Source organism: Leucobacter chromiisoli, from assembly GCF_016522505.1.
GTDB lineage: Bacteria > Actinomycetota > Actinomycetes > Actinomycetales > Microbacteriaceae > Leucobacter > Leucobacter chromiisoli.
This window is the reverse complement of record NZ_JAEHOH010000015.1, coordinates 35,326-59,313: the sequence shown is the minus strand read 5'-3', so window position 1 is coordinate 59,313 and position 23,988 is coordinate 35,326. Positions and strand designations below refer to the sequence as shown.

Annotated in this window: 20 protein-coding genes and 1 riboswitch; of the genes, 14 read left to right on the top strand and 6 right to left on the bottom strand. The window is 71.4% G+C overall.

Annotated elements, in window-relative coordinates; genetic code table 11:
* The first annotated feature begins 1 nt into the window (after position 1).
* Positions 2–111: riboswitch (TPP riboswitch) on the top strand.
* From JD276_RS11725 to JD276_RS11710, 4 genes are all read left to right on the top strand, one after another.
* Entirely contained in the window at positions 105–1,235 is a 1,131-nt protein-coding gene (locus JD276_RS11725) for a thiamine ABC transporter substrate-binding protein (RefSeq protein ID WP_233615644.1), read from the top strand. It overlaps the preceding riboswitch by 7 nt.
* Positions 1,235–2,887 carry an ABC transporter permease gene (locus tag JD276_RS11720; RefSeq protein WP_200115893.1) on the top strand — a complete coding sequence of 551 codons (1,653 nt, stop codon included), beginning with the start codon at positions 1,235–1,237 and terminating at the stop codon, positions 2,885–2,887. The genes JD276_RS11725 and JD276_RS11720 overlap by 1 nt, the downstream gene beginning before the upstream one ends.
* 2 nt (positions 2,888–2,889) lie before the next feature.
* Complete coding sequence (locus JD276_RS11715; protein WP_200115838.1) at positions 2,890–3,567, top strand: ABC transporter ATP-binding protein; 678 nt, start codon at positions 2,890–2,892, stop codon at positions 3,565–3,567.
* Positions 3,564–4,124: a nucleoside/nucleotide kinase family protein gene (locus JD276_RS11710; RefSeq protein WP_307866550.1), complete on the top strand. Its 561-nt coding sequence runs from the start codon at positions 3,564–3,566 to the stop codon at positions 4,122–4,124. The genes JD276_RS11715 and JD276_RS11710 overlap by 4 nt, the downstream gene beginning before the upstream one ends.
* Positions 4,125–4,158: 34 nt before the next feature.
* On the opposite strand, the gene JD276_RS11705 is transcribed toward JD276_RS11710, so the two are convergent.
* The 3 genes from JD276_RS11705 to JD276_RS11695 form a co-directional block, all read right to left on the bottom strand.
* Complete coding sequence (locus tag JD276_RS11705) at positions 4,159–5,481, bottom strand: ABC transporter substrate-binding protein (protein WP_200115837.1); 1,323 nt, start codon at positions 5,479–5,481, stop codon at positions 4,159–4,161.
* Positions 5,482–5,719: 238 nt separating this feature from the next.
* Complete coding sequence (locus JD276_RS11700; RefSeq protein WP_307866549.1) at positions 5,720–6,592, bottom strand: carbohydrate ABC transporter permease; 873 nt, start codon at positions 6,590–6,592, stop codon at positions 5,720–5,722.
* A gap of 13 nt (positions 6,593–6,605) precedes the next feature.
* Complete coding sequence (locus JD276_RS11695; RefSeq protein WP_200115836.1) at positions 6,606–7,511, bottom strand: carbohydrate ABC transporter permease; 906 nt, start codon at positions 7,509–7,511, stop codon at positions 6,606–6,608.
* A 101-nt stretch (positions 7,512–7,612) separates the two neighbouring features.
* Here JD276_RS11695 and purN point away from each other — a divergent pair, with 101 nt between their 5' ends.
* The 5 genes from purN (at position 7,613) to JD276_RS11670 (ending at position 12,737) form a co-directional block, all read left to right on the top strand.
* Entirely contained in the window at positions 7,613–8,404 is a 792-nt protein-coding gene (purN, locus tag JD276_RS11690; RefSeq protein ID WP_200115835.1) for a phosphoribosylglycinamide formyltransferase, read from the top strand.
* Positions 8,395–10,053 (top strand): bifunctional phosphoribosylaminoimidazolecarboxamide formyltransferase/IMP cyclohydrolase, encoded by a 1,659-nt coding sequence (purH, locus tag JD276_RS11685; protein WP_200115834.1) that lies wholly within the window; start codon positions 8,395–8,397, stop codon positions 10,051–10,053. The genes purN and purH overlap by 10 nt, the downstream gene beginning before the upstream one ends.
* A gap of 93 nt (positions 10,054–10,146) precedes the next feature.
* A complete protein-coding gene (locus JD276_RS11680; RefSeq protein ID WP_200115833.1) occupies positions 10,147–10,920 on the top strand; it encodes an ABC transporter ATP-binding protein in 774 nt (257 codons plus the stop codon).
* Entirely contained in the window at positions 10,917–12,308 is a 1,392-nt protein-coding gene (locus JD276_RS11675) for an ABC transporter permease (RefSeq protein ID WP_200115832.1), read from the top strand. The genes JD276_RS11680 and JD276_RS11675 overlap by 4 nt, the downstream gene beginning before the upstream one ends.
* Positions 12,309–12,386: 78 nt before the next feature.
* Complete coding sequence (locus tag JD276_RS11670; protein ID WP_200115831.1) at positions 12,387–12,737, top strand: hypothetical protein; 351 nt, start codon at positions 12,387–12,389, stop codon at positions 12,735–12,737.
* Between the two features lie 99 nt (positions 12,738–12,836).
* On the opposite strand, the gene JD276_RS11665 is transcribed toward JD276_RS11670, so the two are convergent.
* Both JD276_RS11665 and JD276_RS11660 read right to left on the bottom strand, forming a co-directional pair.
* Positions 12,837–13,259: an META domain-containing protein gene (locus JD276_RS11665; protein WP_200115830.1), complete on the bottom strand. Its 423-nt coding sequence runs from the start codon at positions 13,257–13,259 to the stop codon at positions 12,837–12,839.
* A 46-nt stretch (positions 13,260–13,305) separates the two neighbouring features.
* Entirely contained in the window at positions 13,306–14,334 is a 1,029-nt protein-coding gene (locus JD276_RS11660; RefSeq protein WP_200115829.1) for an agmatine deiminase family protein, read from the bottom strand.
* A gap of 438 nt (positions 14,335–14,772) precedes the next feature.
* Between JD276_RS11660 and JD276_RS11655 the strand changes: the two genes are divergently transcribed.
* From JD276_RS11655 to JD276_RS11645, 3 genes are read left to right on the top strand one after another with little or no spacing between them, the layout of a single operon-like run.
* Positions 14,773–15,897 carry an LLM class flavin-dependent oxidoreductase gene (locus JD276_RS11655; protein ID WP_200115828.1) on the top strand — a complete coding sequence of 375 codons (1,125 nt, stop codon included), beginning with the start codon at positions 14,773–14,775 and terminating at the stop codon, positions 15,895–15,897.
* Positions 15,894–16,460: a MarR family winged helix-turn-helix transcriptional regulator gene (locus tag JD276_RS11650; protein ID WP_200115827.1), complete on the top strand. Its 567-nt coding sequence runs from the start codon at positions 15,894–15,896 to the stop codon at positions 16,458–16,460. The genes JD276_RS11655 and JD276_RS11650 overlap by 4 nt, the downstream gene beginning before the upstream one ends.
* Positions 16,457–17,290 carry a CE1759 family FMN reductase gene (locus tag JD276_RS11645; RefSeq protein ID WP_200115826.1) on the top strand — a complete coding sequence of 278 codons (834 nt, stop codon included), beginning with the start codon at positions 16,457–16,459 and terminating at the stop codon, positions 17,288–17,290. The genes JD276_RS11650 and JD276_RS11645 overlap by 4 nt, the downstream gene beginning before the upstream one ends.
* Positions 17,291–17,461: 171 nt before the next feature.
* Here JD276_RS11645 and JD276_RS11640 read toward each other — a convergent pair whose 3' ends face one another.
* Positions 17,462–21,235 (bottom strand): multifunctional oxoglutarate decarboxylase/oxoglutarate dehydrogenase thiamine pyrophosphate-binding subunit/dihydrolipoyllysine-residue succinyltransferase subunit, encoded by a 3,774-nt coding sequence (locus tag JD276_RS11640; RefSeq protein WP_200115825.1) that lies wholly within the window; start codon positions 21,233–21,235, stop codon positions 17,462–17,464.
* A gap of 356 nt (positions 21,236–21,591) precedes the next feature.
* Here JD276_RS11640 and JD276_RS11635 point away from each other — a divergent pair, with 356 nt between their 5' ends.
* Both JD276_RS11635 and JD276_RS11630 read left to right on the top strand, forming a co-directional pair.
* A complete protein-coding gene (locus JD276_RS11635) occupies positions 21,592–22,926 on the top strand; it encodes a hemolysin family protein (protein ID WP_200115824.1) in 1,335 nt (444 codons plus the stop codon).
* Positions 22,923–23,969, top strand: coding sequence for a hemolysin family protein (locus tag JD276_RS11630; protein WP_200115823.1), 1,047 nt, complete (start codon positions 22,923–22,925; stop codon positions 23,967–23,969). The genes JD276_RS11635 and JD276_RS11630 overlap by 4 nt, the downstream gene beginning before the upstream one ends.
* Positions 23,970–23,988 lie beyond the last annotated feature (19 nt).

The window sequence follows — 23,988 nt, the reverse complement described above, 5'->3', positions numbered from 1 at the left end:
GAGGGCAATCCACGGGGGCCCGGACGCGCCGGGCTGAGATGGGGCACGCGCGCCCCGACCGTTCAACCTGATCTGGGTAATGCCAGCGGAGGAAGGAAGCCTCGATGACGTCTGCACGCATGAACCGCACCACGCGCCGATCCGGAGCCGCGCCAGCCGGAAGGGCGGTGGGAATCGCGCGATTCGCGCGCCTGGGAGGCGGCACCGTCGCCTCCGCCGCCGCGCTCGGCCTCGCCCTGACCGGCTGCTCCGCCGCCGACACCGGAGCCGACGAGACCGACCGGAACTCGGTGACGATCGTGGTGCACGATTCGTTCCCCAACGACGCCTTCGCCGAGGCCGCGAGCGAGGCCACGGGGTACGACGTCGAGGTGGTGAGCGCCGGCGACGGCGGCGAGCTCACCAACAAGCTCGTGCTCACGAAGGGGGCGCCCCTCGGCGACGCGTTCTTCGGCGTCGACCAGGTGTTCGCCTCGCGGATCATCGACGAGGAGGTCGCGGAGCCCTACGCCCCCGACGAGCTGCCGGCCCGCGCGGCCGACTACCTCGCCGACGGTTCGGACGCCCTCGTGCCCGTCGACTTCGGCGCGACCTGCATCAACGTCGACACCGCCTGGTTCGAGCGCGAGGGCCGCGAGGCCCCCGAGTCCTTCGAGGATCTCGCCGACCCCGCCTACCGCGACCTCACCGTGCTGATGGATCCGACCGCCTCCTCGACCGGGGCCTCGTTCCTCATCGGCACGGTCGCGCACTTCGGCGAGGACGGCTACCTGGGCTACTGGGAGGACCTCATGGCGAACGGCGCGCGCATCGAACAGGGGTGGAGCGACGCCTACTACGGCCAGTTCAGCGGAAGCGGCGAGGGCGGCACCCTGCCGATCGTGCTCTCCTACAGCTCCTCGCCCGCCGCGACGCTGAGCGAGGACGGCGCATCCTCCACGACGGCGGCGCTGCTCGACACCTGCTCCAGCCAGGTCGAGTACGCGGGGGTGCTCGCGGGCGCCGCGAACCCCGATGGGGCCCGCGCGGTCGTGGACTACATGCTGTCGGGCGAGTTCCAGGACACCATCGCCGAGACCATGTACATGTACCCGATCGACGAGGGCGCGACGGTGCCCGAGGCATGGGTGGACTACGCTCCGCTGCCGACCGAGCCGAACGACCTGAGCGCCGCCGAGATCGGCGCCGGTCTGGACGGATGGCTGAAGGCCGTCAGCGAGACCACCGGGCTGTGATGCCGCGGGCCGGGAGGATCGGCTGGGGGATCGCGGCCCTCCTCCCGCTCGTCTTCCTCGCCGTCTTCTTCGTGTGGCCGGTGCTCGCCCTGCTCGCCACGGGCTTCACCGATGACGGCCGGGCCGATCTCGCGGGGATCCCCGAGGTGTTCGGCGAGGCGCGCACCTGGCGGGTGATCGGCCAGACGCTCGCCCAGGCGAGCCTGGCGACGGTCGTGGCGCTGCTGCTCGGGATCCCGGCGGCGTTCGTGCTGTACCGTCTCGAGTTCCGCGGACGGGGCCTGCTGCGGGGTCTGCTGACGGTGCCGTTCGTGCTGCCGACGGTCGTCGTCGGCGCCGCGTTCACGGCGCTGGTCGGGCCGGGAGGGCCGCTGCAGTGGACCGGTCTCGATCGGAGCATGACCGTCATCGTCCTGGCGCTCGCGTTCTTCAACGTCACCGTCGTCATGCGCACCGTCGGCGGGTTCTGGGGCAACCTCGACACGCGCCCCGAGCAGGCGGCCCGCACGCTCGGTGCGGGCCCGGTGCGGGCCTGGTGCACCGTCACGCTTCCCGCGCTCGCGCCGGCGATCGCTTCCGCGGCCTCGCTCGTCTTCCTCTTCTGCGCGACGTCGTTCGGCGTCGTGCTCGTGCTCGGCGGGCGAGAGTTCTCGAACATCGAGACCGAGATCTACCGCCTCACCGTCCAGTTCCTCGACCTGAGATCGGCGGCAGTGCTCTCGCTCGCGCAGTTCGCGATCGTCGCCCTCGCGCTCGTGGTCTCGTCGCGGCTGCGCCGGCGCCGCGAGCACGCGGTCGCGCGGCGGGCGGAGAGCGTGCGGCCGACGCGTCGCCACGCACCCGTGGTCGCGATCTTCGCGGCGACGGTGCTGGTGCTGCATGCGCTGCCGATCCTGACCCTGCTGCTCCGCTCCTTCCGGGGCGCGGGCGGCGGGTGGACGCTCGGAAACTACGCGAACCTGATCTTCCCGCCGCCGGAATCGCCCATCGAGGGGTCGGTGCTCGGCGCCGCCGCGCTGTCGCTGCGCATCGCGCTCGCCGCCACCGCGCTCGCGATGCTGCTCGGCCTCCTGGTCGCCCTGGTCGCCTCGCGCCGCCCCAGGTCGCGGACCCTGCGGCGCGGGATCGACCTCTTCGACGGCCTGATCATGCTGCCGCTCGGCGTCTCGGCCGTGACGCTCGGCTTCGGCCTGCTGCTCACCATGCACCGGCCGCTCGGCATCGGGTTCGACCTGCGCAGCTCGGTGGTGCTGATCCCGATCGCGCAGGCCATCGTCGCCCTGCCGCTCGTCGTGCGCACGATACTGCCGGTGCTGCGCGGGATCGAGCCGCGGCTGCGGGACGCCGCGGCGACGCTGGGCGCATCGCCGTTGCGGGTGCTCGCGACGATCGACTTCGCGATGATCGGCCGATCGGCCGGCCTCGCCCTCGGCTTCGCCTTCGCCGCCTCGCTCGGCGAGTTCGGGGCGACGGCGTTCCTCGTGAGGCCGGGGGCGCAGACGCTTCCAGTGGTGGTCGCCGAGCTGATCGGGCACCCGGCGAGGGGGAGTTACGGCACCGGCCTCGCGGCGGCGGTGCTGCTCGGCGTGCTGACGGCCGGGATCATGATGCTGGCGGAGCGCTGGCGGACCGACAGTGCAGGGGAGTGGTAGAGGTGACGAGGAGCAACGGGCTGAGCGTTCGCGACATCGTGGTGCGATACCCGGCCGAGGGGCGCAGCGGCCGTGCCGCGCCCCCGGCGGTCGACGGGGCGAGCTTCGCGGTCGGCCGCGGCGAGGTGCTGGCGCTCCTGGGCCCCTCGGGCTGCGGCAAGTCGACGCTGCTGCGCGCCGTCGCCGGGCTGGAGCCGCTCGAGCGGGGCACGGTCGAGTGGGACGGCGAGGACCTCGCCGCCGTGCCCACCCACCGCCGCGGATTCGGGCTGATGTTCCAGGACGGCCAACTGTTCGCCCACCGCAGCGTCGCGGAGAACGTCGCCTACGGGCTGCGGGTGCAGCGGCTGCCCCGGGATCGGCGGGAGGCGAGGGTGGCGGATCTGCTGGCCCTGGTCGGGCTGCCCGGTATGGGATCCCGCGCGGTGACGTCCCTCTCCGGCGGAGAGCGTCAGCGGGTGGCGCTCGCCCGGTCGCTCGCGCCCGAGCCCCGCATGCTGCTGCTCGACGAGCCGCTGTCCGCGCTCGACCGCGAGCTCCGGGTGCGGCTGGCCGACGAGCTCGCGGCGCTGCTGCGCGAGACGGGGACCACCGCGATCCTCGTCACCCACGACGAGGAGGAGGCCGCGACGATCGCGGATCGCACGATCCGGATGCGCGAGGGGCGGCTCGTCGCGTGAGCCCCGCAGGCCTCCGCGGCGGCGAGCGGTGGCTCGCCCGAGTGCTCGCGCTGCGCGGCGGTCCGCCGCCCGGAGCGGTGCTCATCGACGGCCGCTCGGGTTCGGGCAAGACGACGCTCGCCGCGACGATCGCGGCCGCACTCGGCGCCCGGATCCTGCGGGTCGAGGATCTCTACCCCGGTTGGGACGGTCTGGCGGCCGGATCCCGCGCGGTGCCGACGGTGCTCGAGACCGGGCGGTTCCAGCGGTTCGACTGGCACGTCGGCGAGTTCGCGGAGTGGCGCGCGCTGGATGCCGGAGGGCCGATCGTGGTGGAGGGGTGCGGAGCGCTCTCCACCTCGAGCCTCGATGCGGCGAACCGCTTCGCGGCACGGGCCGGCGGAGGGCCGGCCTGGGGCATCTGGGTCGAGTGCCCCGACGAGCGGCGCAGGCGGCGCGCTCTGACGCGCGACGGCGACGTCTTCCGGCCGCACTGGGAGCGCTGGGCGGCGCAGGAGGAGGCGCGCTTCGCCGTGACCCGGCCCCGGGCGCTGGCCCGGGAGACCCGGTACACCTAGCGCGTCTCCTCCCGCTTCCTCTTCCGCGCCCCGGTCACTCCATCGCGGCGTTGCCCGCGTCCTGCGCCTCGCGCAGCTTCGCCGCGACGTCGGAGCCGCCGAGGAACATGTCCTGCAGGATCGGGACGATCTCGTTGGCGCCCGCGTTCACCTCGGGGCCGACGGGCGCGGGGGTCGTCTCGCCGTTCGCCGCCTCGATGAAGGGCGAGACGTCGACGCCCTCGGCCTCCCAGTAGTCGACGAACGCGTCCTGCGCGTCGACCGCGCCCGGGAACGAGACGCCCTGCTCCGCGAGCGGGGCCTGGCCCTCGGCCGAGCCGAGCCACTTCAGCACCTCGACGGTGGCCTCGGGGTGCTCCGTGTCGGCGTTGCCCAGGGCGGCGACGCCGTGCACGACCGAGACCCGGCCCTCGGGGCCCGCGATCTGGGGCGCGATGCCCCACTCGAAGTCGGCGTTGTCTGCGATGTGGCGCAGCGAGTAGGGGCCCGACTGGAAGAGGCCCATCTTGCCCTGCACGAAGAGGTCGCGGGCGGCGTCGCCGTTCGTGTTCGTCTCGGCGGCCGAGGGGGCGACGTACCACGTGTTGATCGTGTCGACGAGGTACTGGAACGCCCGCTCGCCCTCGGGGGAGGCGAAGGCGAAATCGTCGTTCTCATCCTGGAAGAGGCCGCCGGCCTCGGCGATCCAGTTCACATAGATCGCCTGCAGGTCGGCCGAGCCGTTGTAGCCGTAGGTCTGGCGGCTGCCCGGATCGAAGCCGGCGTCGTCCGGGTGACGGCCCTCGGCGTCGGTGGTCAGCGCCTTCGCAGCCTCCAGGAAGGTGTCGTTCGCCGACCCGTCCGACCAGGTGAGATCGGAGGGATCGACGCCGGCCTCGGCGAGGAGGTCCTCGTTGGTGAAGAGCGCGATCGAGTCCCACAGCTGGGGCACGCCCCACAGAGAGCCGTCGCGCTCGTAGAGCGACGTCACCGACTCGACCCACTCGTCGTGGTCGTCGCCGATCTCCTCGGAGATGTTGATGACGTTGCCGTTGTCGACGTAGCGGCCGAAGTTCGAGGTGTTCGTCCAGAAGATGTCGGCCATGTCGCCCGACTGGAAGTCGAGCGGCAGGCGCTCCCAGTAGTCGTCCCAGGGCACGACCTCGACCTCGACGTCGATGTCGTCGTGCTGCTCCATGAAGGCCTCGAAGGACTCCTCGTAGGCCGGGGCGGCGACGTCGTCCCACAGGCGGAAGGTGACCGTGGTGCCCGATCCCTCGTCCGAGGTGTTCTGGGACGCTCCGGGGGAGCATGCGGCGAGCGAGAGGGCGAGGGCGGCCGCGCCGGTCAGAGCTGCGATCCTGGTAGGGGACTTCATAACACTCCTTATTGAAACGACAACTATTCCATTCTGCGCGTCCGAGGGGTCGCGAGGCGCCGTGTTGCCCCCTGTGACGGTCACGATTCGGCAACGCCCGGAGGATCCGGCGCGGTCGGGGCTCGGTCTCGGGCGTCGCGCACCCGCCTCCAGCGGAAGATCTGCCGTCGGCGGAACTCGGATCGGAGCGTCGGTTCCGCTGGCGGCAGATCTTCCGCCGGCGGGCGCCGAGACGGGATCAGCGCACGCCCGTGATCCCGATCGAGCGCGTGATCTGGTTCTGGAAGACGAGGAACAGGACGATGAGCGGGGCGAGCGCTACCGTCGTCGCCGCCATCACGAGGGTCCAGTTGCCGTCGTACTGGGACTGCAGGGCGGCCGTCGCCACGGTGATGACGCGCCACTCAGAGGCCGGGGCGATGATGGAGGGCCACATGAAGTTGTTCCAGTGCGTCACGACGGTGATGATGAGCAGCGTCGCGAGGATCGGCTTGTTCATCGGCAGCACCACGGAGACGAGGCGGCGGATCGGCCCCGCGCCGTCGATGCGGGCGGCGTCCAGGATCTCGGCCGGCGTCGACCGGAAGTTCTCGCGCAGCAGGAAGATCGCGTACGGCGAGCCGAACATCAGCGGCACCACCAGGCCGGCGAACGAGTTGCGGAGCCCCGCCTCCGACATCATGACGTAGAGCGGGATGATCGTGACCACGGCGGGGATCATCAGGGTGGAGACGTACACCCAGAAGAGCGCATCGCGCCCGGGGAACCTGAGCGTCGCGAACGCGTACGCCGCGAGCACGGAGGAGACCATCTGGCCGATGACCATCACGACCACGACCTGGGCGGTCACCGCGATCGGCGTCCAGAACTGGTACTGCGGGGTGAAGAGCGTGAGGAGGTTCTCCGCGGTCGCCGGGTCGGGAAGGGTGAGCGGTGGCGCGGTCGCGAACTGGCGCGGCGTCTTCAACGCCGTGACCACGGAGAACACGAACGGCAGCACCATGATGAGCGCGCCGGCGACGAGCATGAGGTAGGTGAGGGCCAGGGAAGCCGCCCGGCCCAGCCTCACGGGGCGTCTTCCGGCGGGGCGGGCATCTGCTGCGGAGGTCACGGTGCTGCCTTCCTCACGACATGTCGTAGGTGGTCCGGCGGGAGAAGTACCGCTGCTGAACGACGGTGACGACGACGAGGACGGCGAAGAGCGCGAGCGCCATGACCGACGCGCGGCCCAGGTTCAGCGAGACGAAGGCCTCCTGGTAGATGCGCGTGACGATGACGTCGGTGGATCCCGCGGGATAGCCGGCCGCGGAGCCCGTGAGTCCGTACACGAGGTCGAAGACCTGGAACGAGGCGATCACGGAGGTGACGCTGACGAAGAAGGTGGTCGGGCGCAGGAGCGGCAGCGTCAGGGAGAACAGCGTCCGCACGGGCCCCGCGCCGTCGATCTTCGCGGCGTCGTATACGGAACGGGGGATGTTCTGCAGCCCCGCGAGGAAGAACAGCGAGATGTAGCCCACCTGCGTCCAGACGTAGACGAAGGCCACCGCCGGCAGCGCGAGCGACGGGTCGCTCATCCACTCGATGCGCCGGCCGAACAGCACGTTGACGGCGCCGTTCGCGGGATCGAGCAGCCAGCGCCACACCACCCCGAGGGCGAGGGGAGCGCACACCCACGGCAGCACGTAGACGATCCGGAGCAGGTTCGATCCGGGCAGGCGCCGGTTGAGGCCCAGCGCGAGCAGGAGCCCGAGCGCCACGGAGGCGGGGATCGCGAGCAGCACGAACGTGGCGGTCACCAGCAGCGAGTTCCAGAACCGTCCGTTGCTCGCGAGCCACTCGTAGTTCGCGAGGCCGACCCACTGGGGAGGCGAGATGAGATCCCACCGCATGAAGGTGAGCACGACCACGATGAGCACGGGGACGACGAGGAAGAGCCCCACGCCGACGAAGCTGGGGATCAAGAGGGTGTAGGCGGTCGCGGTCTCCCGGCGGCGCCGGGCGCGGTGCCCCTCGCGAAGTGCCGCTGTCACTCTCGCTCGCTTTCTGGAGGTGGATCACGTAGGGATGCGCGTCGATCAGCCTATCGAGGAACTCGGGTCGGCACCGGTCGGGGCGCGGGTAGACTGTGCTGGTGCTGAAACTCGCGGTACTCATCTCCGGCGGCGGGAGCAACCTCAAGGCGCTGCTCGACGCCGCCGCCGATCCCGCTTACCCCGCCCGCGTCGTGGCCGTCGGCTCCGACACCGACGCGGCCGGACTCGCCCACGCCGAGGCGGCGGGAGTGCCGACCTTCATCGTGCGGCCCCGCGACTACGCCACCCGCGAGGAGTGGGGGCAGGCGCTCGCCGCCGCGATCCGGGAGCACGGCGTCTCCGGCGTTTCCGCCCCCGGCCCGGCTTCCGGTCCGGGCTCGGCCTCGGGTGCGGGCTCGGCTTCCGGTCCGACCTCCGATCCGGACCCGGTTCGCGACGCCGCCCGGGAGCCCGGTCTCGTGGTGAGCGCCGGTCTGATGCGGATCCTGCCCGCCGGCTTCGTGCGCGCGTTCTCGCCGAACCTCATCAACACCCATCCCGCGCTGCTGCCGCTCTTCCCCGGGGCCCACGCCGTGCGCGACGCGCTCGTGGCGGGCGCGACCGAGACCGGTGTGACCGTCCACGTCATCGACGAGGGCGTCGATACCGGACCCGCACTGCGCCGCGCCGCGGTGCAGGTGCGGCCGGGTGAGACCGAGGAGGAGCTGCACGAGCGCATCAAGCAGCTCGAGCGTCCGCTCCTCGTCGAGACCGTGCGCGAGATCGCCGCGGGCGAGCTCGACCTGCGGATCGCGGCGTCCGGCGCCGTCGACGAGACCGACCACCGACGAGACCGATCTCCCGAGACCGACCACTCCACCCCATGCAAGGAGCGCACACGATGGCAGTGAAGAGCCACGATCCCAGCCTGTACGAGCACCGCGACGTCGTCCCCGTGCGGCGCGCGCTCATCTCGGTGAGCGACAAGACGCGCCTGCTGGACCTCGCAGCCGCCCTCGCGGAGGCCGGGGTCGAGATCGTCTCGACGGGCTCGACCGCGTCCACGATCCGCGAGGCCGGGCACCCCGTCACCGACGTCTCGGAGGTCACGGGCTTCGCCGAGGCGCTCGACGGCCGCGTGAAGACCCTGCACCCCGCCGTCCACTCGGGCCTGCTCGCCGACCTGCGCCTCGCCGACCACCGCCGCCAGCTCGAGGAGCTCGGATTCGCGCCCTTCGAACTCGTCGTCGTGAACCTGTACCCCTTCGACGAGACGGTCGCGGCGGGCAAGCCGGCCGCCGACATCGTCGAGAACGTCGACATCGGCGGCCCGGCGATGGTGCGCGCGACCGCGAAGAACCACGCGAACGCCGCGATCGTCGTCTCGCCCCTCCGCTACGACGAGGTCATCGAGGCGGTGCGCACCGGCGGCACGACGCTCGAGCTGCGCCGCTCGCTCGCCACCGAGGCCTTCGTGCACACCGCCCAGTACGACGCCTCGGTCGCGAACTGGTTCCTCGAGCAGGAGGAGCGCGCCTGGAGCGACGCGACGCTCGACGATGACGCCCAGGCGGACGCCTCGGTCGACAGCATCTTCGAGGGCGCCGACGGCTACGTCGGGTACGAGGTGTTCGGCCTGCGCGAGGCGGTGCTGCGCTACGGCGAGAACAGCCACCAGCGCGGCGCGCTCTTCACCGAGAGCGACGGCACGGGCATCGCGCAGGCGACCCAGCTGCACGGCAAGGAGATGTCGTACAACAACTTCGTCGACGCCGACGCGGCGCTGCGCGCCGCGTTCGACCACGAGCGGCCGGCCGTCGCGATCATCAAGCACGCGAACCCCTGCGGCATCGCGGTCGCCCCCGAAGACGCCGCTGATCCCATCGCCGCGGCGCACGAGCTCGCGCACGCCTGCGATCCCGTGTCGGCCTTCGGCGGCGTCATCGCGGCCAACCGCGTCGTCACCGCGCAGATGGCGGAGACGGTCTCCGGCATCTTCACCGAGGTGATCGTGGCGCCGGGCTTCGAACCCGAGGCGCTCGCGATCCTCACGAGGAAGAAGAACGTCAGGCTGCTCGTGCTGCCGGCCGACTTCGCGCCCAACCCGGTTGAGCTGCGCCAGGTGTCGGGCGGCTTCCTGCTGCAGGACGCCGATCGCGCATTCGCGCCCGCCGCGGAGTGGGAGCTCGCGACGGGCGAGCCCGCCGACGCCGAGACCCTCGCCGAGCTCGAATTCGCCTGGCGCGCCTGCCGGGCGGTGAAGTCGAACGCGATCCTGCTGACGAAGGACGGCGCCTCGGTCGGCGTCGGCATGGGGCAGGTCAACCGGGTCGACTCGTGCCGCCTCGCCGTCGAGCGGGCGGGGGAGCGGGCCGCGGGGTCGGTGGCGGCCTCCGACGCCTTCTTCCCCTTCGCCGACGGCCTGCAGGTGCTGCTCGACGCCGGGGTGCGCGCGGTCGTGCAGCCGGGCGGCTCCGTGCGGGATCCCGAGGTCGTCGAGGCCGCGAAGGCGGCCGGCGTCACCATGTACTTCACCGGCGAGCGCCACTTCTTCCACTGAGTCCCGCCGATCCGGCACATCGGTACCCCGGTCCCATGCGCTTGGGACCGGGGGCCGACGCGCCGCGCCGCGGCGCGGCCGTAGCGTCGAGGCATGGAGATTCAACCGAGCGATATGGGCCTCGTCGCCCGAGTCACACACCTCAGCAAGCACTACGGCGCCGGGGAGCACCGCGTCACCGCCCTCGACGACGTGTCGATCGGGATCCGGCGCGGGCAGTTCACCGCGATCATGGGCCCCTCGGGATCCGGCAAGTCCACCCTCATGCACGTCATGGCCGGGCTCGACACGCCCAGCGAAGGGCGGGCCTGGCTGGGCGACGACGAGATCACGGGCCTGGGCGATGCGGCACTCACCAAGCTGCGGCGGCGCCGGATCGGCTTCGTATTCCAGGCCTTCAACCTGGTGCCCACGCTCGACGTGCGCGGCAACCTGCGGCTGCCGTTCGAGCTCGACGGGCGCGGGCCGAACGCGCAGGAGCGCGAGCGCATCGACTCGCTCGTGCACGCGCTCGGCCTCTCGGAGCGCACCGCCCATCGACCGCACGAGCTGTCCGGCGGCCAGCAGCAGCGCGTGGCGATCGCCCGCGCGCTCGCGACGCGGCCCGACGTCATCTTCGCCGACGAGCCGACGGGCGCGCTCGACTCGCGGACGGGGCGCGAGGTGCTCGGGCTGCTGCGCGCGGCCGTGGTCGACGCGGGTCAGAGCATCGCGATGGTCACCCACGATCCCGTGGCGGCGAGCCACGCCGATCGTACCCTGTTCCTCGCCGACGGGCGCATCGTGGCCGATCACGGCGCGATGACTCCGGAGCGGATCTCCGAGGCCATGCTGAACCTCGAGGCGAGCGCGGGGGCCGAGGTATGAGGGCCGGCCTCCGCGAGCACGCCGCCACCGTCGTCGTCTCGGCGCTGTCGAGCCTGTTCGCCGTCACCCTGATCCTGTTCACCGGGATCCTCACCGCGTCGATCGACCCGGCCCTCGTCGAGAGCCAGGGCACCTTCTACCTGGTGCTCATGATGGTGGCGCTGATCTTCATCCTCATCGCCCTCTACGTGGGAGCGATCGTGACGGCCAACACCTTCGCGACCATCATCGCGGGGCGCACGCGCACGATCGCACTGCTCCGGCTGGTCGGAGCCACCTCGAACCGGGTGCGCGCCGGAGTCGCCGGCGAGGGGCTCGTCATGGGCGCGATCGGCGCCGTCATCGGACTCGTGCTCGCGGAGGGGCTCTGCGCCGCGGCCGTCGCGTGGGGCCCGTCGCTCGGCTGGCTGCCCGAGGGGCGTGACTACCCGCTGTTCACCCCGCTCGTGATCGTCGCCGTCGCCGTGGTCGTGCTCACGACGTGGGCCGCCGCCTGGTCGGGATCCCGTCGCGTGGGGAAGGTCTCGCCCATCGAGGCGACCGGAGCCGCCGTGGAGCTCCGACCGGAGGAGGCGAGGCGCCGCAGCGGGCGCACCGTCTGGGCGATCGTCCTCATCATCATCATCGGCGTCTCGCTGCTCGCGCTCGGGATCCTGCTGGGGCTCATCACCCCGCTCGGGCTCTTCGTCGCGTTCCTCGGCGGGCTCTTCTCGTTCACCGGCATCGCTCTCGGCGCGCACCTCGTCATGCCTCCGCTGCTGGGCCTCGCCGGGCGTCTGCTCGGGAGCGGGCCCGTCGGCCGTCTCGCCGCGGCGAACGCGGTGCGCTTCCCGGATCGGAGCTCGCGGGCGACGATCGGGCTGGTCATCGGGGTGACGCTCGTCACGATGTTCGCGGTCGCCCTGGCGAGCTACGAGAACATGGTGCTGTCGGCGTTCGCGCAGGATCCGGACATGGCGGCGACGTTCCGCGAGACGCTCGCGATCACGACCGCGGTCTTCACGGGTCTCGTCGGCTTCTCTGCGGTCATCGCGGCCGTGGGCATGGTCAACACGCTCTCGCTCGGCGTGCTGCAGCGCACCCGCGAGCTCGGCCTGCTCAGGGCGCTCGGTTTCACCGGGGACCAGGTGCGGGGCATGGTCGTCGCGGAGAGCGTCCAGATGACCTTCGCCGCGCTCGGGTTCGGACTGCTGCTCGGCGTCTTCTACGGCTGGGCCGCGGCACAGTCGCTCATGGGCTTCGAGGTCGGGCTCGTGGCGCCCGCGATCCCGTGGCCGATCCTCGCCGGGGTGGTGCTCTTCGGGGTGGTGCTCGCGCTCGGCGCCGCCGCGGTGCCGTCGAGGCGCGCGGTGAGGGTGTCGCCGGTCACCGCGCTCGCGTTCGACTGATCGGCCGGCTGCGGCGAAGAAGAGCCGAAGGCGCGGGCGACCAGGGTTTCGTTACCCGGCGCCGGATACCCTGGAGACATGGAGATTCTGAAGGGCGTCCTCGTCGTACTGCACATCGTCGGCTTCGGAGTGGTGATGGGCGGCGCGCTCGCCCAGCTGCCCAATGTGAAGGCGGGCACGGCGAAGGTGAGCAAGGGGATTCTCCACGGCTCCCTGCTGCTGCTCGTGACGGGGCTGGCGCTCGTCGGCATGCTCTACGCGCTCGGCGGCGCCCCGAACAACGCGAAGATCGGCGTGAAGACGGTGGTGCTGCTCGCCATCATCGTGCTCGTCCTCGTGAACCGCAAGAAGCCGAGTGTCTCGGGAGGCGTGCTGGGCGCGATCGCCGGGCTGTCGGTCGTCAACGTCTGCCTGGCGGTGCTCTGGTAGGAGCCGCGGAGACGGCGAGGGCGGCGGGGTCATCGGATCCCGCCGCCCTCGCCGTTTTGCGGTACTCGACATGTCTCGGTGTTCCGCCGTGCCCGGCCCTCAATCGGTCCGTTCGAGGGAGCCGATCTCCTCGTCGTTCTCGTCGTAGAAGGTCATGGTGGCCGGCGATCCCGGCTCGATCCTCGCGGTTCGGGCCAGGGAGAGCCAGGTGTCGACGCCCTCGCAGAAGATGAGCGTCGAGCGCATCATGCCGAGGTCGATGAGGTCGCCCTCGACGGTGTACTCGCCGCCGAGGCGGTTGCAGCCGTCGGTGCCGGTGTAGTCGCCGCGCTCGGCGCGCTCGGCGCCCTCCGCGTCGGCCGGCTCGAACTCCAGCGACGGCAGCTCCCGGGCGTCGGGGCGGCCCCAGGAGCCCTCAGGGCCGTCGGGCCCCTCGCCCGAACTGCACGCGGTCAGGGCGAGGCTCGCGCCGGCCGCGACCGCGGCCAGCGCGAGCGGGATTCGGAGCGGTGCGCGGATCATGCGCCCACCCTAGGCCCCGGGCCCGGGAGGGGCCTGGGATCCTCTGTCAGACGCCGGTCTTCGGCTGCTGCTGGGTGATGCAGTGGATGCCGCCGCCCCGGGCGAAGAGGGGGCGGGCGTCGAGCCCGATGACCTCGCGACCCGGGTACACCTCGCGCAGCACGCCGAGGGCGCGATCGTCGGCGGGGTCGTCGAAGGCGCAGGCGAGCACGGCGCCGTTGATGACGACGTGGTTGATGTAGCTGTAGTCGACGAAGCCCTCCTCGTCGTGCAGGGTCTCGGGGGCGGGCAGGTCGAGGATCTCGAAGCCGGCGGAGGTGTCCGTCAGGTAGCGCTCGGCGACGGCTCGGTTCTCGCGGGCGATCGCGTGGTCGGGGTGCGACTCCGCGTCCTGCCGGTGCATGAGGAGGGTGTCGGGGCTCGGGAACACCGCGAGGATGTCGGAGTGCCCGCGCGTGCCGAAGGTGTCGTGGTCGCGGAAGAGGCCGCGGGGCAGCCACAGTGCGCTCGTGGTGCCGATCGTGCGGGCGAGCTCGGCCTCGACCCGCTCCTTCGTCCAGCCGGGATTGCGACCCGGATCGAGCTGCACCGTCTCGGTGAGCACGACGCGGCCGGCCCCGTCGACCTGGATGCCACCGCCCTCGTTCACCATCTCGGAATCGATCAGCTCGGCACCCGAGGCCTCGGCGACGAAGCGCCCGATGTGCTGGTCGTTGTCCCACCGGGCCCAGTCCTGGCCGCCCCAGCCGTTGAACACGAAGTTCACGGCCCCGAGCCGGCCGTCGTCGCCGATGACGAAGCTCGGCCCGATGTCGCGCATCCAGGCGTCGTTGAGTGGAGCTGACACGATGTCGATCTGCCCCGAGAGGTACGTGCGCGCGATGCCCTCGTCGCCCGGGTGCACCACGACGGTCACCGGCTCGTGCTCGCTCGCCGCGTTGGCGACGGCGGCCCAGGTGCGGCGGGCCTCCTCGGCCTCGGCCTCGGTGTCGCCGAGGGTGTAGCCGGTCGTGGGCCAGGCGAGCCACAGCCGTTCCTGCTCGTGGCCTTCGATGGGCATCTTCCACGTGGTCATACTGGTGCTTCTCCGCGGTGTCGTGACGTTGATCGGGATCGGCCCAGTCTACTGGGCCGGACCGTCCGGCGGATCCTGCCCGCCCCGCCGCCCGCCTGCCCGCGTCCCCCCGTCCCCCCGCCCCCGCCCGCCCCGACCCCCGCCCCGACCCCCGCCCCGCCGTCCCACCGTCCCCTCCCGCCGTCCCCTCCCGCCGCCCCACCTTCCTCCTCCAGTGGATGCATGCCTCGCGAGCGGACGCCTGTTGTGCGGTACGACGGGCATCCGCTCGCGGCATACCCATCCACTCGCGGGCGAGTCATGCAGAAAAGCTTGAAAGTTTGACTAAAAAGATTCATTCGGATATAGTTGAGGCATTCACACGAGGCCGTCCGGTGCGGACGGCGGAGCGATCCCGAGTCGATCGGCCGGGGCGCGGAGGCGCAGGAGGCGATGCACATGGAGTTCGGAGTGTTCTCGGTGGGGGATCTGACCCCGGATCCGACGACGGGCGTGACGCAGACGGAGCACGAGCGGATCAAGGCCCACGTGGCCATCGCGAAGAAGGTCGAGGAGGTGGGCATGGACGTCTTCGCGACGGGCGAGCACCACAACCCGCCCTTCTTCCCGTCGTCTCCCACGACGACCCTGGGATACATCGCGGCGCAGACCGAGCGGATCACCCTCTCGACCGCCACGACGCTCATCACGACGAACGACCCGGTGAAGATCGCCGAGGACTACGCCACGCTGCAGCACCTCGCCGACGGCCGCGTCGACCTCGTGATGGGGCGGGGCAACACCGGCCCGGTCTACCCGTGGTTCGGGAAGGACATCAGGCAGGGGATCCCGCTCGCGTTCGAGAACTACGCGCTGCTGCGCCGGCTCTGGCAGGAGGAGTCGGTCGACTGGGAGGGCAAGTTCCGCACGCCCCTGCACGGCTTCACCTCGACGCCGCGCCCGCTCGACGGGCTGCCGCCGTTCGTCTGGCACGGCTCGATCCGCAGCCCCGAGATCGCGCACCAGGCCGCCTACTACGGCGACGGCTTCTTCGCCAACAACATCTTCTGGCCGAAGGAGCACTTCCAGCGGCTCATCGCGATCTACCGCGAGCGCTTCGAGCACTACGGACACGGCAAGGCGCACCAGGCGATCGTGGGCCTCGGCGGCCAGTTCTTCATGCGCAAGAACTCGCAGGACGCGGTGAACGAGTTCCGGCCGTACTTCGACAACGCCCCCGTCTACGGCCACGGCCCCTCGCTCGAGGACTTCATGGCGCAGACCCCGCTGATCGTGGGCAGCCCGCAGCAGGTGATCGACCGCACCCTGTCGTTCCGGGAGTGGGCGGGCGACTACCAGCGTCAGCTCTTCCTCATCGACCACGCGGGCCTGCCGCTGAAGACCGTGCTCGAGCAGCTCGACCTCTTCGGCGAGCACGTGCTGCCCACGCTGCGCGAGGAGCTCGCGAAGGGACGACCGGCGGACGTGCCCGAGACCCCGACGCACGCGAGCCGGCTCGCGGCCGCGCGCGCCGGAGGCGAGGGATCCGCCGCAGATCCGGAGCCCGCGGAGGTGGCGCGATGAGGGAGGAGCAGCGCCTCGCCGTGGAGGCGGCGGGCGGGGGAGCGGCCCTGTCGCGCAGGGAGGAGCAGCGCCTCGCCGTGGAGGCGGCGGGCGGGGGAGCGGCCCTGTCGCGCAGGGAGGAGCAGCGCCTCGCCGTGGAGGCTTGGGAGGCCCTGTTCCGCGCGCAGACCGTGCTCTTCCGCCGGTTCTCCGCGGCTCCGGTCTGGCAGGGGCGGTCGACACGGGAGTACGACGTGCTCTACCAGCTCAGCCTCTCCGGCGAGGAGGGGGTGCGTCAGCGGGATCTCATGGACCGGCTGATGATCTCGCAGCCGTCGCTCAGCCGTCTCGTCGACAAGCTGGTGGGCGAGGGGCTGGTGCTGCGCTGCCCCGACCCGCGCGACGGCCGGGGCGCACTGCTGAGTCTGAGCGACAGCGGTCTCGCGGTGCAGCGGCGGATCGGAGCGGGGCACGCCAAGGACGTGGCGCGGGCGATGTCGGAGCGCCTCGATCCCGAGGAGCTGCGGCGACTGCGCGCGCTGGCGGAGAAACTGGTGGGAGACGACGGAGGAGGAACGAGATGACGGAGGTGCAGGCCCTCGAAGCGCCTCGGGTTCGGCTGGTGGCGGTGTCGGGAGGGCTCGGAAGCCCGTCGTCGAGCCGTCTGCTCGTCGATCGCGTCGTGGCGCATGCCGAACGGGCGCTGCTCGCGCACGGCGTGCAGGCGGAGACCGAGGTGATCGAGCTGCGCGATCTCGCGGTTCCGATCGCCAACAACCTGGTCACGGGCTTCGCCGAGCCCGGCCTCGCGGGGGCGCTCTCGAGCCTGGAGCACGCCGACGGGGTCATCGCGGTCTCGCCGGTCTTCAACGCATCGGTCGCCGGGCTCTTCAAATCGTTCTTCGACCTCGTCGGCGTGGACGCGCTCGGCGGCGTCCCCGTGGCGCTCGGGGCGACGGGCGGCAGCGCCAGGCACTCCCTCGTCATCGAGTACGCGATGCGGCCGCTGTTCTCCTACCTGCGGGCGCTGCCGATGCCCACGGGGGTGTTCGCCGCGACCGAGGACTGGGGCGCGGGCGCGGCGGGGAGCGGCATCGAGGAGCGCGCCGCACGCGTGGCGCGCGAGCTCGCGGACGCGGTGCGGGCCGGTCTCGCGCCGGTGCCGACGGTCGATCCGGTGGCCGGCCCGCCGGCGGTCGACCCGGTAGCCGGCTCGCCGGCGGTCGATCCGGCGACCGGATCGACGGCGATCGCCTCACCGGCGGCGCCGGTGGTCGGCTCGACGGCGACGCCGCCGATCGCCGCCACGGCCGCGGACTTCACGCCGGAGGCGCGGGCCGCGCGCGAACGCCGGGAGGAGCACGACGACTTCGCGGAGCTGATGTCGCGATTCGCGGGCACCGAGGTCGGCTGAGGCCGCCGCGGGAACGGGGGAGGGGGCGGGGCGGCCCGGCCCCGCGCGCCCCCCCGGAAAACCCCCCACGCGCCGCGGCGACCGGGGGTCGGCGGCGGCCGCCGGGGTACGGGGGGCGGCCCGGGGCCCCCCGCCCGGGCCCCTCCCCCGTTCATCCTCCGAGAGGCGACGCTACTCGTCGAAGCGCAGCGCCTCGGCGATCAGCGCCTCCTGCTCGACGGCGTGGACCTTGGCCGATCCCGTGGACGGAGCGGCGGAGGCCGGGCGCGAGACGCCGCGGATGCGGTCGTTCTTCAGGTGCTTCGACAGCTCGAGCGCGATGAACGGCCAGGCGCCCTGGTTCTCCGGCTCGTCCTGCACCCACACGAGCTCCGCGTTCCGGTATCCGGCGAGCACGCGCCCGAGCTCGATGGACGGGATCGGGTAGAACTGCTCGACGCGCACCAGCGCGATCCGGGGATCGGGGTTCTTGTCGAGAGCCTGCAGCAGGTCGTAGTAGACCTTGCCGGAGGTGAGGATCACGCGCTGCGCGTCGGCCTTCGACTCGAGACGGGGATCGTCGATGACGGGCTGGAAGGAGCCGGTCGTGAAGTCCTCCACGCTCGAGGTGGCTCCGCGCAGGCGCAGCATCGACTTCGGGGTGAACACGATGAGCGGCTTGCGCGGCCGCGCGTAGGCCTGGCGGCGCAGCAGGTGGAAGTAGTTCGCCGGTGTGGAGGGGCGGGTGACCGTCATGTTGTTCTCGGCGCACAGCTGCAGGAAGCGCTCGATGCGCGCCGAGGAGTGATCCGGCCCCTGGCCCTCGTAGCCGTGCGGCAGCAGCATGACCACGGAGGACTGCTGGCCCCACTTCTGCTCCGCCGACGAGATGAACTCGTCGACCACGCTCTGCGCGCCGTTCACGAAGTCCCCGAACTGCGCCTCCCACAGCACGAGGGCGTCCTCGCGCTGCAGCGAGTAGCCGTACTCGAAGGCGAGCGCGGCGTACTCGGAGAGCAGCGAGTCGTAGATCCAGAACCTGGCCTGGTTCTCGGCGAGGTTGAGCAGCGGCAGCCACTCCTGGCCGTTCGAGCGGTCGTGGAACACGGCGTGCCGCTGCGCGAAGGTGCCGCGGCGGGCGTCCTGCCCCGCGAAGCGGACGGCGGTGCCCTCCATCAGCAGCGAGCCGAGGGCGAGCAGTTCGCCGAAGCCCCAGTCGATCCCGCCCTCGCGGCTCATCTGGACGCGCTTGTTCAGCAGCTGCTGCAGCTTCTGGTGGACGGTGAAGCCCTCGGGCTTGTTGCCGTGCGCGTCGCCGATGCGCTCGATGACGTCGCGATCCACCGCCGTCTCGAGCGAGAGGATCGCGGGCGCCGCGGGCGCCGGCGAGGCGATGCCGCTCTGGTCGATGATCGGGATGGACCCGGTCTGCGCCGCGTGCGTCTCCTGGAAGGCCCGTTCGAGCCGATCCTGGAAGTCCTGCTTCGCCTTCTCGTACTCCTCCTCGGTGATGTCGCCGCGGCCGACGAGCGAGCTCGTGTAGAGGCGCCTCGTGGACCGCTTCGCCTCGATGAGGTCGGTCATGAGCGGCTGGGTCATCGACGGGTCGTCGCCCTCGTTGTGACCGCGGCGGCGGTAGCACACGAGGTCGATGACGACGTCCTTGTGGAAGCGCTGGCGGAACTCGTACGCGAGGCGCGCGACCCGCACGACCGACTCGGGATCGTCGCCGTTCACGTGGAAGATCGGCGCCTGCGTCACCTTGCCGATGTCGGAGGAGTAGACCGACGAGCGCGAGTCGGAGGGCAGCGTGGTGAAGCCCACCTGGTTGTTGATGATGATGTGCAGCGTGCCGCCCGTGCGGTACCCGCGCAGCTGCGCCATCTGCAGGGTCTCGTAGACCACGCCCTGCCCGGCCATCGCGGCGTCTCCGTGGATGAGTACCGGGAGGGTCGTGAAGGAGCCGATGGGCTTCAGATCCTGCTTCGCCCGCACGATGCCCTCGAGCACGCCGTCGACCGTCTCGAGGTGCGAGGGGTTCGCCGCGAGGTGGATTGGCACCTGGGTGCCGTTGGGGGCGGTGAAGACGCCGGTCGTGCCGAGGTGGTACTTGACGTCGCCGGAACCCGTGCGGGAGGCCTGCTGGCCCTCGAACTCGCGGAAGATCTGCCCGTAGGTCTTGCCCGCGATGTTGGAGAGCACGTTCAGCCGGCCGCGGTGGGCCATACCGATATCGACGCTGTCGACCCCGTCCTCGGCGGCGTCGATGAGCATGGCGTCGAGCAGGGGGATGACCGATTCGCCGCCCTCGAGGCTGAACCGCTTCTGCCCGACGTACTTCGTCTGCAGGAAGGTCTCGAACGCCTCGGCCTCGTTGAGCTTTTCGAGGATCCGCATCTGCTCGTCGTGGCTGGGCTTCGCGTAGGGCACCTCGAGCTGCTCGCGCAGCCACCTGCGCTGCTCGGGATCCTGGATGTGCATGTACTCGATGCCGATCTTGCGGCAGTAGGAGTCGCGCAGCACGCCGAGGATGTCGCGCAGCTTCATCGTGCGCTTGCCGCCGATGCCGCCGGTCACGAACTCGCGGTCGAGATCCCAGAAGGTGAGGCCGTGCGACTCGATCTCGAGGTCGGGGTGGGTGCGCTGCACGTACTCCAGCGGGTCGATGTCGGCCATGAGGTGGCCGCGGACCCGGAACGAGTTGATGAGCTCCTGCACGCGGGCCGTCTTGTCGACCGCGCCCGAGATGTCGACGTGGATGTCGGGCGCCCACTGCACGGGCTTGTAGGGGATGCGCAGCGCGGCGAAGATCTCCTCGTAGAAGCGGTGCCCGCCGGTCAGGCGCTCGTGCACGATCTTCAGGAACTCGCCCGAGCCGGCGCCCTGGATGACGCGGTGGTCGTAGGTGCTCGTGAGCGTGATGGTCTTGCCGATGCCGAGGTTCGTGAGCACCTCCTGCGAGGCACCCTGGAACTCGGCCGGGTAGTCGAGGGCGCCCGCGCCGATGATGCAGCCCTGGCCGCGCATGAGGCGGGGCACCGAGTGCTCGGTGCCGATGCCGCCGGGATTCGTCAGGGAGAGCGTGGTGCCCTGGAAGTCGGCCGCGCCGAGCTTGTTGTCGCGGGCGCGCTTCACGAGGTCCTCGTACGCCGCGAGGTACTCGTTGAAGTTGAGCGTCTCGGCGCGCTTGATCGAGGGCACGAGCAGGGACCGCGTGCCGTCGGGCTTCGGGACGTCGATCGCGATGCCGAGACCGACGTGGGCCGGCACGACGACCGACGGCTTGCCGTCGACCTCGGCGTAGGCGACGTTCTGGCTCGGGAAGTCCTTGAGCGTCTGGATCAGCGCCCAGCCGATGAGGTGCGTGAACGACACCTTGCCGCCGCGGCTGCGGCGCAGGTGGTTGTTGATCACGATGCGGTTGTCGATGAGGAGCTTCGCGGGGATCGTGCGGACGCTCGTCGCGGTCGGAACCGTGAGGCTCTGATCCATGTTCTTCGAGAGCGTGCGGGCCATGCCGCGCATCGGAGTGACGGCGTCCTCCTGAGCGGGCACCACGTCGGTCGCGGGCGCGGCTCGGGGGGCGTCGGCGGGGATCGGGGCCTCGCGCGGCGCGGCGTTGGTCGTGCGCGCCGGCTGGGTCGAGGTCGAGGCGGTGTCCGTGGAGGGAGCGGAGGAGGACGGGGCCGCCGGGGCGGAGGAGGTCGCCGGCGCGGCGGGGGTGTTCGACGCGGCCGGCGCGGAGGGGGCGGCGGCCTGGGAGGCCCCCGTCGCGGGCTGAGAGGCGCCCGGTGCCGGCTGGGATCCCGATCCGTTCTTGTAGCGCTCGAGCACCGGCCACCAGGACCGGTCCACCGAGTTCTTGTCTTGCACGTACTGCTTGTACAGCTCGTCAACGAGCCACGCATTCGCGCCGAAATCTTCTGCGGAACCACCGTTGCCGGTGGCGTCCGTCCGCTCAGCCAATCCGACTTCCTCTCATTCATGCCGTGTTCGGCGATGGGGTAGATCAGGAGCGCCGCTCGCCCAGCCGGGCCCTGGCCCGAAGGCCTCTGCAGCTCGAGCGTCTCGGTGGAGGCCGCATGGCCTCCGCTTCGAAGCTCCAGCGCGCCTGTGCGCGCTCGAGGACAAGCCTACGCCTTTTCCTGAGGGGAATGTGCACAGGGAACGACACTTTTCGCAGTCGCTGCTGGTAAGGTTGTCGCAATCATGGACGTACCCTCTCGAAGACCGTCAGACCCTCCGAGTATCTGCCGCGCTCACGCGCGGCAACCTGAACCAGACGGCCGTGCGCGAGCGCGGCGCTCCGGGCGGGGCCGCCCGTGAGCGACTGGCTCCTCCTCGTCATCGGCATCCTTCTCACCGCCGGAACCGGCATCTTCGTCGCGGCCGAGTTCTCCCTCGTCGCCCTCGACCGGCAGGATCTCGAGCGCAGGCGCGCGGCCGGGGAGCGCGGGCTCGACCGCGTCATCCGCGGCCTCTCGCGCACGTCGACCCACCTGTCGAGCGCGCAGCTCGGCATCACCCTCACCACGCTGCTCGCCGGCTACACCCTCGAGCCCGCGATCAGCGGCTACCTCGACGGGCCCCTCGGCGCGCTGGGCGTCCCCGAGGGGCTGCGTCGCGCCATCAGCGCCCCCATCGCGGTGGCGCTCGCGACGGTGTTCTCGATGATCGTCGGCGAGCTCGTGCCGAAGAACTTCGCGCTGGCGAAGCCGCTGGCGACCGCCAGGGTCGTGATGCCGGCGCAGGCCGCCTTCACGACGACGTTCAAGCCCGCCGTCGTCGTGCTCAACGGCAGCGCGAACGGCCTGCTGCGCTCCATGGGCATCGAGCCCAAGGAGGAGCTGTCGGGCGCCCGCACCGCCGAGGAGCTCTCCTCGCTCGTGCGGCACTCGGCGAGCGCCGGGCTGCTCGAGGCCGACACGGCGACCCTGCTCGATCGCACGCTGCGCTTCTCGGAGCACACCGCGGGCGACGTCATGACCCCGCGACTGCGCATCGAGGGCATCCAGAAGCTCGAGCCCGCGCAGGCGGTGCTCGAACTCGCCGGACGCACCGGATTCTCCCGCTTCCCGGTGATCGACGAGGACCGCGACGACGTCGTCGGCATCGTCCACGTGAAGCAGGCCGTGTCGGTGCCGCGGGCGAAGCGAGGAGAGGTGCCCGTCGCCGCGATCGCCGAGGAGGCGATGCGGGTCCCCGAGACCATGCGCCTCGATCAGCTGCTCGGCGAGCTGCGCGGCACGGGCTTCCAACTGGCCATCGTCGTCGACGAGTACGGCGGCACGGCGGGGATCGTGACGCTGGAGGATCTCGTGGAGGAGATCGTCGGCGAGGTCGCCGACGAGCACGACCGCGCGAGCGCCGGGGTCGTCGGCACGGCCGAGGCGATGACGCTGCCCGCCGACCTGCGCCCCGACGAGCTGCGGGAGCAGACCGGCATCGAGATCCCCGACGACGACGACTACGACACGATCGCGGGCTTCGTGCTGCGCGAGCTGGGCAGGATCCCCGAGGTCGGCGACGAGGTGGGGCTCTCCGACGGCGGCACGCTGCGGGTGGAGCGGATGGACGGCCGCCGCATCGCGCGGCTGCGCTACACGGGGGCTCCGATCCCCGATGACGCGGCCGCGGTGGAAGGAGGCGCGGAATGAGCGACTGGATGGGAATCGTCTGGCTCGTCGTGCTCCTGGTGGCCAACGCCTTCTTCGTGGGCGCGGAGTTCGCGGTGATCTCGGCGCGCCGCTCCCAGATCGAGCCGCGGGCGGAGGCCGGGTCGAAGCGCGCGAAGACCGCGCTGTACGCCATGGAGCACGCCACGCTCATGCTCGCCACCAGCCAGCTCGGCATCACGGTCTGCTCGCTGCTGATCCTGAACGTCTCCGAGCCCGCGATCCACCATCTGATGGAGGGGCCGCTGGCCTGGACCGGCCTGCCGCCGGAGGCCGTGAGCATCACGGCGTTCGTGCTGACCCTGGTGCTGGTGTCGTATCTGCACGTCGTCTTCGGGGAGATGGTGCCGAAGAACGCGGCGTTCTCGATGCCGGATCAGGCGGTGCTGCTGCTCGCGCCGCCGCTCGTGGCTGTCTCCCGGCTGCTGAGGCACATCATCGCCGCGCTGAACGCCGTCGCGAACGGCGCGCTGCGGATGTTCGGGGTCGAGCCGAAGTCCGAGACCAACAGCACCTTCACGCTCGAGGAGGTCGCGAGCATCGTCAGCCACTCCACGCGGGAGGGCGTGCTCGAGGACCGCAGCGGCGCCCTCACGGCGGCGTTCGAGTTCACGACGAAGCGCGCCCGCGATCTGCTGATCCCCTCCGAGCAGCTGATCGTCCTGGCGCCGGGCGCGACGCCCGAGGACGTCGAAGCCGCGGTGGCGCGCCACGGCTTCTCGCGCTACCCGATCGCGGGCGTCGAGGGCGGGCTGGTCGGCTACGTGCACATCAAGGACCTGCTGCGCCTCGGGGAGGAGCGGATCGCCGAGCCGATCCCGCCCAAGCGGATCCGGGACATGGTGACGATCCACGCCGACGCCGAGCTCGAGGACGTGCTGGCCCGCATGCAGGCCCGCGGCATCCACCTGGCGAGGGTGCACGACGCGGATGGCAGGACGCTCGGCGTGGTGTTCCTCGAGGACGTGATCGAGGAGCTCGTGGGCGAGATCCACGACGCGACGAAGCGGCAGCGCTACGAGTAGCCGCGGCCCCGGCCCCCGT